This is a genomic window from Archangium sp., from assembly GCF_036389735.1.
In the GTDB taxonomy this organism is placed as follows: domain Bacteria; phylum Myxococcota; class Myxococcia; order Myxococcales; family Myxococcaceae; genus Archangium.
The window spans coordinates 1-9133 of the sequence record NZ_DASVWK010000515.1 but is presented as its reverse complement, the minus strand read 5'-3'; the positions used below and the strand labels follow the sequence as shown (position 1 = coordinate 9133).

Below are 9133 nucleotides of genomic sequence, written 5' to 3'. Positions count from 1 at the left end.
CGAGCACCTTGAGGGTCGCGTCCCTGGGAACCACCGCCAGGACCGCCGCGCTGGTGGACGGCTCGCGGCGGAGGTTGGCGTTTTCCAGAGCCACGAGCTCGGTGCCTGCCTCCAATTGCTGCCCGTTCAGGGCTTCCACCTGCCCGGGCTGGCCGTCCTTGGCCGCGATGAGCCGCTCGTTATGGGGAAAGAACTCCCCGCCGCCGCACGCGACCAGCGTGCCCGCGAGAGCCCAGACAAGGGGGGTGAGGATGGAGTTGCGCATGGCGTCCTGGGGGAAGAGGGTCCTGACGAACAGCCCTCACCTACCAGGAAAACACGAAATCCAGAATATCCCACAAGATAAAACGCGGGGTGGGCCATGGCCCTGGCCTCCCCGTGTCGGTCTTCGCTCAGTGCCCGCTCAACTTGTCGGCGTCGGCGAACGAGCCCAGGCAGAGGAGCTGGCCCTTCTGGGTGCCGCGCGCGACGCCCAGGAAGGCGGGCGCGAGGCGCAGGGTGTCGCCCTCCGTGGTCATCCCGAACTGGTTCTTGTCGCCTCCCACGGGGGCAATGCCGAAGTGGATGCAGAGGGTATTGAGGCGCACCTTGTCGTTGGCGGTCTCCGCGGCCAGCGCGTGCGTCAGGGCGTTGAGCGCCGCGTTCTTCACGGTGCCCAGCCACAAGGACACATTGGGAGGTGGCATGTGGGCGAGGCCACCGCTCACCAGCGTGAAGGTGGAGCCCTCGCGGTCCTTGAGGTCGGGGAGGAATGCCTTCGCGGCCAGGAGGTTGTTGAAGAGACCGTCATCGAGCGCCGCCTTCAGCTCCTCCGGGGGAGTGCTCGTCGGGGCCTTGGCGAACGCGACGAAGCCCTGGACCGAGACGACGTGGTCGATCGGCCTCCCCTTGAGCGCGGCGCCAACGGCCTTCTTCGCCTCGGCGGCGGAGGCCTCGTCCTTGAAGTCGCCAACGACCGGGACGAAGGGTTCCGAGCCCTGGATCTTCATCTGCTGCTTGAGCTGCTCGAGCTTCGACGCGCTCCGCGAGACGCCCACCACCGTCGCCCCGGCGTCGAGATACTTCCGCACCACGCCGGAGCCGACCACGCCACTGGCTCCGATGACGACCACGATTCGATTCTCGAAAGACACGTTGCCTCCTGGGTAGAGGCGACGAGATTCCTCCGAGGAGACGCCAGGAGCAAGAGCAGGGTGGTTCAGCTCGCCCCGCTGCCCGTGAGGACCACCGGCACCGTCTTCAGGATGAGTCCCAGGTCGGTGCCCAGGCTCCAGTGGTCGATGTAGCGCATGTCCAGGTACATCCACTCCTCGAAGGAGATCTGGTTGCGGCCGGAGACCTGCCAGATGCAGGTGAGCCCCGGGCGCACCGAGAGCCGGCGGCGCTGCCACGTGGCGTACTTCTCCACCTCGCTGGGGATGGGCGGCCGAGGCCCCACCACGCTCATCTCCCCGCGCAGCACGTTGAGGAGTTGAGGCAGCTCGTCGATGGAGTACTTGCGGATGAAGCGGCCGATGCGCGTGATGCGCGGGTCGTTCTTCATCTTGAAGACGGGCCCCGTCTGCTCGTTGAGCGCCGCCAGCTTCGCCTTCAGCTCCTCGGCGTTCACCACCATGGAGCGGAACTTGAGCATGTGAAAGGGCTTGCCATGCAGCCCCACGCGCTTCTGCCTGAAGAAGATGGGCCCTCGCGAGGTGAGCTTGATGAGGGCCGCCACTCCCACCAGCAGCGGCGACAGCGCGGCCAGCGCCAGGGCAGACACGGTGATGTCGAACAGGCGCTTGAGGGCCATCTGTCGCGGCTGCGGGGCGTGCGTGACGAAGTGCAGGTAGCCGTCCCCCGCCACGTGCAGCGGGCGAGCCCGATCCATGCGGAAGGAGTGGATCGGCAGCGCGAAGGGAATGCCGAGGCGCTCGCACTGCTTGATGGCCGCCTGCATCTCCTGGGCGTGTTTCTGGGCGTTGCCCGCGATGTAGATGACGTCCACCGACACCGTGCACAGCACCTCCTCCAGTCGTTCCACCCGGCCCAGCACTGGCAGGGACGAGCCAGGGGCGGCCTGCTCACCGCTGAAGGACAGGTAGCCGGCGACACGACGGCGGCCATGCGCCGTCAGCTCCTCCCCCGTCACCCGGCCCAGGGCGCCGATGCCCAGCACGAGCGCCTCGTCCAGCGGTGCCTCCCGCCGCGCCAGTCGCCGGAACAGCAGCAGCCGAGAGCCCACCACCGCCGTCCACAGCAGTACCGGGAAGAGACTCAGCGCCACCATGGACAGGCTCGAGGCCAGCAGCGGGCGCGCCAGGAAGAGCACGCCCGTGGTGCCCACCACCGCGATGGAGAGGAGCGCCAGGTCATCCAGCGCCGACCGGTCCGAGAAGCGCGGGTCATAAAGGCACAGCGCCGTGCTCGCCAGCAGCCACGTCAGTGCTCCGAGGCTCGCCAGCAACCACATGTCCAGGTTTCCCGGCTGGAGGGGGGGGTCCATCAGTGCCATGGCGCCCACGAGGGCTCCCACGCCCAGCAGCACATCCACCAACAGGTTCAGTTTCGAGGTGGAGCCCGGTGCCAGGCGTCCGCGAGAGGAGGTTGTTTCCATGGGTGCGCGTGCCCTGGAGCAACTCCGGTGCCACGGCTCCACCGGAAGCAGCCCCCCCGGGATTCCAGCACCCGGGCCTCGTGGGAGCCCCTCCTTCACTGGGGCGGAAGGATGCACTGGGGCGTCCCGCCACACTGCCCGGCGTGGCATTCCGCCACAGTGCACCCGGGCGCTCTCACCGCTTGCTCGCTCAAGCGGGTTTCGACACGACGTACGTGTTAGAGGGCATCATGTCGAAATCCTCTTCCGCTCGCCCTCTTGCCGTGCTGGTGGGCGTCCAACTCCCCAGCGTCTCGGACACCGACCACGCCGCCGACCTCGCTGAACTCGGGCGACTGGTGCACACACTCGGTTACGAGGTCGTCGCGACCGTGACCCAGCGCCGCGAAGGCGTCGCGTCGGGGACGGTCCTCGGTACCGGAAAGCTCAAGGAGCTGGCCAGGCTCACCGGGGGCTCCGGCGTCGTGCCCTCGGGGGCGCAGGATCGAAAGTCGAAGGCTCGCGAGCGCTGGGAGGCCGAAGAGGAGGACGCGCCCGAGGAGAACCCCGTGGTGGAACCGGCGACCGAGGCCGACGGGGAACAGGCCGCGGCACGGCCCACGGTGGTGGTGGTCGACCATGAGCTCTCGCCCAGCCAGTTGAGCAACCTCGAGCGGGCCACGGGCGCGATGGTGCTCGACCGCACCGGCGTCATCGTGGACATCTTCCACCGCCACGCGCGGAGCCGTGAAGCGCGGATGCAGGTGGAGATCGCTCGGCTCAACTACCTCGCCCCGCGCATGCGCGAGTCGACGGGAAGCAGCGAGCGCCAACAAGGCCGGGGCTCCGGTGATTCGGCGGTGGAGCTGGATCGCCGCAAGATTCGCGACCGGCTCGCCGAGCTGCGCGAGGGGCTCGCCGCCATCCAGCAGGACCAGGATCAGCGGCGCTACGCCCGGAGGGACCAGCTGCGGGTGGCGCTGGTCGGGTACACCAACGCGGGCAAGTCCTCGCTGATGCGCGCCCTGACGGGCAGCGAGGTGCTGGTCGCCGATCAGCTCTTCGCCACCCTCGACACCACGGTGCGGGCGCTGCAACCGGAGACCCGGCCGCGGGTGTTGATCTCGGACACGGTGGGCTTCATCCAGAAGCTGCCGCACGACCTCGTGGCCTCCTTCCGTTCGACGCTGGATGAAGCGCTGGAGGCCTCGCTGCTGCTCTACGTGGTGGATGCCTCCGACCCCACCTGGGAGGCCCAGCTCGAGGTCACCCGCTCCGTGCTCCGCGAGATCGGAGCCCAGGGCGTTCCGAGCAGGCTGTTGTTCAACAAGGCGGACCGGCTCTCTCCCGAGGACCGGGAAGCCCTGCTCCAGCGGCATCCCGAGGCGCTGGTCCTCTCGGCGCACTCGCCGGACGATGTCGCGGCGCTCCGTCAGACCATCATCGAGTTCTTCGAGCGCTCCATGGTCGAGGCGGAGCTGGTGATTCCCTACGCCCGCCAGGGGCGCGTCAGCGAGGTGTACGAGAATGCCCGGGTCATCTCCGAGGCCTTCGACGAGACCGGCCGACGGCTGAAGGTCAGAGCGCTCCCCGCGGCGATCGCCAGGCTGACCCGCGCCGAGTAGCGCGTTCAATAGGAGAGCAGCGAGCAGACCTTCTCGCGGCCGAGCCGCTCGCGGCCGGGCAGGAAGTCCAACGAGATGAGGAAGCTGAAGCCCACCACCTCGGCGCCCAGCTTCGTCACCAGCTTCGCCGTGGCCTCCGCCGTGCCGCCCGTGGCGAGCAGGTCGTCCACGATGAGCACCCGCTCCCCGGGCGCCACCGCGTCCTCGTGCAGCTGCAACCCGTCGTCGCCGTACTCCAGCGCGTAGCGCTCCGTGACGCTCTTCCACGGGAGCTTCCCCGGCTTGCGCGCCGGTGCGAAGCCCGCGTGCAGCGCCAGGGCGATGGGAGCGCCCAGCAGGAACCCGCGCGCCTCCACGCCCACCACCTTCGAGATGTGCCGGCCGCGGAAGGGCGCCGCCATCGCGTTCACCACGCGGCCGAAGAGGCGTGGGTCCGCCAGCACTGGCGTCACGTCCTTGAAGACGATGCCGGGCTTGGGGAAGTCCGGCACGTCGCGGATGCGCGCCGTCACGTCCTCGATGAGGGTGGAGTCGTGGCCGGGGGTGAAGAGGGGGGAGTCGAGGCTCATGGGAAGAGCTCCGGGTTGACGCAGTGGGGCGGCTTGCGCCCCTCCAGCGCGGCGAGGAGGTTATCCACCGCCATGGAGGCCATGCGTCCACGGGTGGCGTGGCTCGCGCTCGCGATGTGCGGGGCGAGCAGGACATTGGGCAGCTTCAACAGCGGGCTGTCGGAGGGGAGGGGTTCCGGGTCGGTCACGTCGAGCGCGGCGCCGCCCAGGTGCCCGCTCGCCAGTGCCTCCGCCAACGCGGTCTGGTCCACCACGGGGCCACGCGCCGTGTTCACCAGCAAGGCCCCGCGCTTCATCGCCGCGAACTCCGCCCGTCCCAGCCAGTGCCGGGTGCCGGCGTTGAGCGGCACGTGCAGCGAGACGAAGTCCGACTCGGCCAGCAGCGTGGCCTTGTCCACGCGCGTGAGCCCCAGTTCCGCCTCCAGCTCGGGCCGGGGCTGGCGGCTGACGTACAGGAGCCGCATCCCGAAGCCGCGCGCCCGCCGGGCCACCGCCGCCCCGATGGCCCCCAGGCCCACGAGGCCCAGCGTCGCCCCGTACACGTCCGTGCCGAGCAGCAGGCCGGGCTCCCACGTCTTCCAGCGGCCCTCGCGCACGTAGGTGTCCGCCTCCGCCACCCGCCGCGCCAGCGCCATCAGCAGGGCGAAGGCGAAGTCCGCCGTCGTCTCCGTGAGGACGCCAGGGGTGTTGCCCACGGGGATGCGGCGCGAGGTGCATGCCGCCACGTCGATGTTGTCGTAACCCACCGCCACATTGCTGACGGCCCGCAGGCCGGGCGCCTGGGCGAGCAGGGGCTCGTCAACGCGGTCGGTCAGCAGGGTGATGAGCCCCTGGGCCTCCCGGGCCTGGGCAGCCAACACCTCTCGTGGAGGAGGAAGTGGCTCTTCCCACACGCGGAGTGAGACCTTCTCAGCCAGCCGGGCGAGCGAGTCTCCAGGGAGTTGTCGCGTGACGAAAACTCGGGGGCGTGTGGAGCGTTCCATTTCGACCGCCGATGCTCGCACAGCCGCGAGCCGTGCGGTGGATGACCGAGCGACCATCGCCCGGCCACCCCTACATCATTTTTCCCACGACAGCGGTTGCCCCGTCTGTGGTAATCGACCGGATTCCCCTCGTACCGGGGGGACCAAGGGACTTGCGAGAACGTGCCCTCCATCGCCGACACACGAGAAGCCCCTTTCCCGCCTGATGGGCAGTGGCTGCGCGCCCTCAAGGCGGAGGTTCAGCCGATCACCTTCAAGAAGGGTCGCGAAGCTGCGGAGACCCGCCGCGTCTTCGGCGTCCAACGCGAGGGCAACCTCATCAGCGCCCAGGTGGCCAGCGCCGCCTCGAACGAGGAGCGCTTCGAGGTCACCCTGCAAGTGGGCGATGGCAAGGCCACTTCCAAGTGCACCTGCCCGTCCTCGAACGCCTACGGGCCGCACTGCGAGCACGTGGTGGCCGTGGCGCTCGTCTACGCGGCGCGCCTGCGGGCCTCCATGATCGCCGCGAGCGCGGCGAATGCGGCGAACGCCGCGAACGCCATCGCCTCCACTCCCGCGCCGGCGCCCACGTCCGCCGCCGCGGCGCCCGAGTTCCCGCCCGACGAGGAGCCGTCCGCCGACTCCGAGCCCCCCGTCCCCGAGCTGGACGCACCGCCGGGAGACGCGGTGAGCCTGCCCGCGCTCGCCAAGGTGGAGAGCTGGCTGGGTCTCTCCTCTCAGCCGGACTACGAGTTCCTCTACCGGCTCACCCCCTCCAGCACGGGCCCTGGAGGCCGCCACTGGCTGATGGACGTGCGCCGTCAGGACGCTCAGATGAAGGGGCCCGTGCATGTGAAGCGCATGCTCCAGGCCGGCACCCGCATCGCCCCGGCCGACGAGCGCGTCTTCATCATCCTCGCCAAGCACGAGCAGCGGTATGACTCGCGCATCGTCCTCTCCGACGATGACCTGTGCGAGCTGCTCGAGCTCCTGCGCCAGCGCCGGGTCATCTACCGCGGCACCGCGCTGCTCTTCTCCGAGGAGCCGGTGCGCCCGCAGATCCACCTGGAGTCCCGCGCGGACGGGGCCACCGCCCGCATCGAGTTGCTCATGCCGGACGGGACGAGCTTGTCCCTCAAGGACACCATCCTGCTGGCGGGCATGAGCACGTGGATCATCACCGGCCAGTCGCTCCATCCCGTGGAGCCGAACCTGCCGCCCCGGCTGGTGCGCAAGTGGCTGCTGGAGCCCACCATGTCCTTCCCGGTGGGCCAGCTCGACCGGGTGCTCACGTTCTTCGCCGCCCACCTGCCGCGCTTCCGCATGGCGCTCAAGGCGGACAACATCGACGTGGACGAGTCGGTGGAGCCCCGCTTCGTCCTCACGATGGAGGGCACGCCCGAGCGCGTGAAGGTGCAGCTCGCCGCGCGCTACGGGCAGACCACCGTCCCCGTGTCTCCCACGGCCGCGCACCTCGGCTACGCCAGTGGCGTGGGCACGGATGGTCGCAAGCTGTACCGGCGCCGCGAGGAGACCGAGCGCGCCGCGGGCAAGCGCCTCCAGGAGATGGGGTTGCGCTACGACGGCCACAGCCACGCCTACGAGGGCAGTGGGGACAGCGCCATCGAGTTCTGGGCGCGTGGCCTCGCGTCGCTGCCCGACGACTGGGAGCGCTACGGCGTGCAGGCCCCCAAGGTGCGCCTGCGGCCCAAGCTGCGGCCCCGCATCCGCGTGGGCATGAGCGGGGTGAGCTGGTTCGACCTGGACGCCGAGTTCATCACCGATGACCAGGCGGTGGACCTGGGCGCGGTGCGCATGTGGCTCGACTCGGGCCGGCGCTTCGTTCCCCTGAAGGACGGCACCTTCGCCGAGGCGGACCCCGCGGAGCTCAAGCGCGCGGCGGATCTGCTGGAGGAGGCCGGCGCCATGCCCGGTCGCACCCGCACGCGCCTGCCGCTGCACCAGGCCGTCGCGTTGGACCTGCTGGTCGAGCTCGGCGAGTTCACCGAGGTGGAGACCAAGGCGCGCAAGGCGATGACCGAGCTGCGCGACACCAACGGCGTGCCCAAGGTGGCGCTCCCCGAGGGCCTCAACGCCACGCTGCGCCACTACCAGGAGGCGGGCCTGTCCTGGCTGTGGTTCCTCCACCGGCACGGCCTGTCCGGCATCCTCGCGGACGACATGGGTCTCGGAAAGACGATCCAGTCGCTGAGCCTCCTTCAGAAGGTGGCCAACGACGAGGGGCGCAAGCCGTCGCTCGTGGTGGCCCCCACCAGCGTGCTCGCCAACTGGGAGCGCGAGGCCGAGCGCTTCACGCCGGGCCTCAAGGTCGTCGTCTGGCACGGACAGGATCGCAAGGAGCGCGTGGAGGACCTGAAGGAGGCGGACCTCGTGCTCACCTCCTACGCGCTCGTGCGGCGCGACCTGGAGGCGCTCAGCCAGGTGGGCTTCCGCTACATCATTCTGGACGAGGCGCAGAACATCAAGAACGCGGACAGCGCCACCGCCCAGGCCTGCAAGTCGCTGCCGAGCGACACGCGGCTGGCGCTCACGGGCACGCCGCTGGAGAACCGGCTGAGCGAGTTGTGGAGCCTCTTCGACTTCCTCATGCCGGGCTTTCTCGGCAGCGCCGAGGGCTTCAGCGACCGCTTCGAGCAGCCCATCCAGGTGGCCAACGACACCGCGGTGCGCGACCGGCTGCGCCGCCGCATCCAGCCCTTCATCCTGCGCCGGCTCAAGACGGAGGTCGCCAAGGACTTGCCGCCCAAGACGGAGAGCGTGGCGTGGTGCGAGATGGAGCCGGGCCAGGCGGCGCTCTACCGCGAGGTGCTCGAGGAGAGCCGCCGCAAGGTGAGCGAGTCCATCGAGAAGATGGGCTTCAAGCGCAGCCGCGTCTCCATCCTCGCCGCGCTCATGCGGCTGCGTCAGGTGTGCTGCGATCCGCGGCTGCTCAAGATGCCCCCGGGCACGCTCCTGCCCGCGAGCGCCAAGCTCGAGCGCTTCGGCCAGCTCGTGGACGACCTGGTCGCCGAGGGCCACCGCGCGCTCGTCTTCAGCCAGTTCACCGAGATGCTCGAGCTGCTCAAGGGCGAGGCGGATCGGCGCGGCCTGGGCTACCTCTACCTGGATGGCCGGACGAAGGACCGCATGGGCAAGGTGGACGAGTTCAACCGTCCCGACGGCCCCCCGCTCTTCTTCATCAGCCTCAAGGCGGGCGGCACCGGTCTCAACCTCACGGCGGCCGACTACGTCATCCATTATGATCCGTGGTGGAACCCCGCCGTGGAGGACCAGGCGACGGACCGTACGCACCGCATCGGCCAGACGCGCGCCGTCATCAGCTACAAGCTCATCACCCGCGGCACGGTGGAGGAGAAGATCCTCAGCCTGCAGAAGCGCAAG

The 9133-nt window shown here is 69.6% G+C and carries 7 protein-coding genes; 2 read left to right on the top strand and 5 right to left on the bottom strand.

What is annotated here, in order from left to right; all coding sequences use genetic code 11:
* The 3 genes from VF794_RS18030 to VF794_RS18020 form a co-directional block, all read right to left on the bottom strand.
* Window positions 1-265, bottom strand: a 265-nt coding sequence (locus tag VF794_RS18030) for an SH3 domain-containing protein (RefSeq protein WP_331112046.1), incomplete at its 3' end; no start/stop codon positions are given.
* Between the two features lie 127 nt (window positions 266-392).
* Window positions 393-1133 carry an SDR family NAD(P)-dependent oxidoreductase gene (locus tag VF794_RS18025; protein ID WP_331112044.1) on the bottom strand — a complete coding sequence of 247 codons (741 nt, stop codon included), beginning with the start codon at window positions 1131-1133 and terminating at the stop codon, window positions 393-395.
* A gap of 65 nt (window positions 1134-1198) precedes the next feature.
* Entirely contained in the window at window positions 1199-2596 is a 1398-nt protein-coding gene (locus VF794_RS18020) for a sugar transferase (protein ID WP_331112042.1), read from the bottom strand.
* A gap of 230 nt (window positions 2597-2826) precedes the next feature.
* Here VF794_RS18020 and hflX point away from each other — a divergent pair, with 230 nt between their 5' ends.
* On the top strand, window positions 2827-4200 hold the full coding sequence (gene hflX / locus VF794_RS18015; protein WP_331112040.1) for a GTPase HflX: 1374 nt from the start codon (window positions 2827-2829) through the stop codon (window positions 4198-4200).
* A 5-nt stretch (window positions 4201-4205) separates the two neighbouring features.
* Here hflX and VF794_RS18010 read toward each other — a convergent pair whose 3' ends face one another.
* Both VF794_RS18010 and VF794_RS18005 read right to left on the bottom strand, forming a co-directional pair.
* Window positions 4206-4769 (bottom strand): adenine phosphoribosyltransferase, encoded by a 564-nt coding sequence (locus tag VF794_RS18010; protein ID WP_331112038.1) that lies wholly within the window; start codon window positions 4767-4769, stop codon window positions 4206-4208.
* Window positions 4766-5752: a D-glycerate dehydrogenase gene (locus VF794_RS18005; RefSeq protein WP_331112036.1), complete on the bottom strand. Its 987-nt coding sequence runs from the start codon at window positions 5750-5752 to the stop codon at window positions 4766-4768. The genes VF794_RS18010 and VF794_RS18005 overlap by 4 nt, the downstream gene beginning before the upstream one ends.
* A gap of 162 nt (window positions 5753-5914) precedes the next feature.
* Here VF794_RS18005 and VF794_RS18000 point away from each other — a divergent pair.
* A partial coding sequence (locus tag VF794_RS18000; RefSeq protein WP_331112034.1) for an SNF2-related protein occupies window positions 5915-9133 on the top strand: 3219 nt, incomplete at its 3' end.

Coding starts and splice junctions, on each gene's coding strand:
- VF794_RS18020 (WP_331112042.1), bottom strand. CDS start 2,596: ATGGAAACAACCTCCTCTCGCGGACGCCTGGCACCGGGCTCCACCTCG.
- hflX (WP_331112040.1), top strand. CDS start 2,827: ATGTCGAAATCCTCTTCCGCTCGCCCTCTTGCCGTGCTGGTGGGCGTC.
- VF794_RS18010 (WP_331112038.1), bottom strand. CDS start 4,769: ATGAGCCTCGACTCCCCCCTCTTCACCCCCGGCCACGACTCCACCCTC.
- VF794_RS18005 (WP_331112036.1), bottom strand. CDS start 5,752: ATGGAACGCTCCACACGCCCCCGAGTTTTCGTCACGCGACAACTCCCT.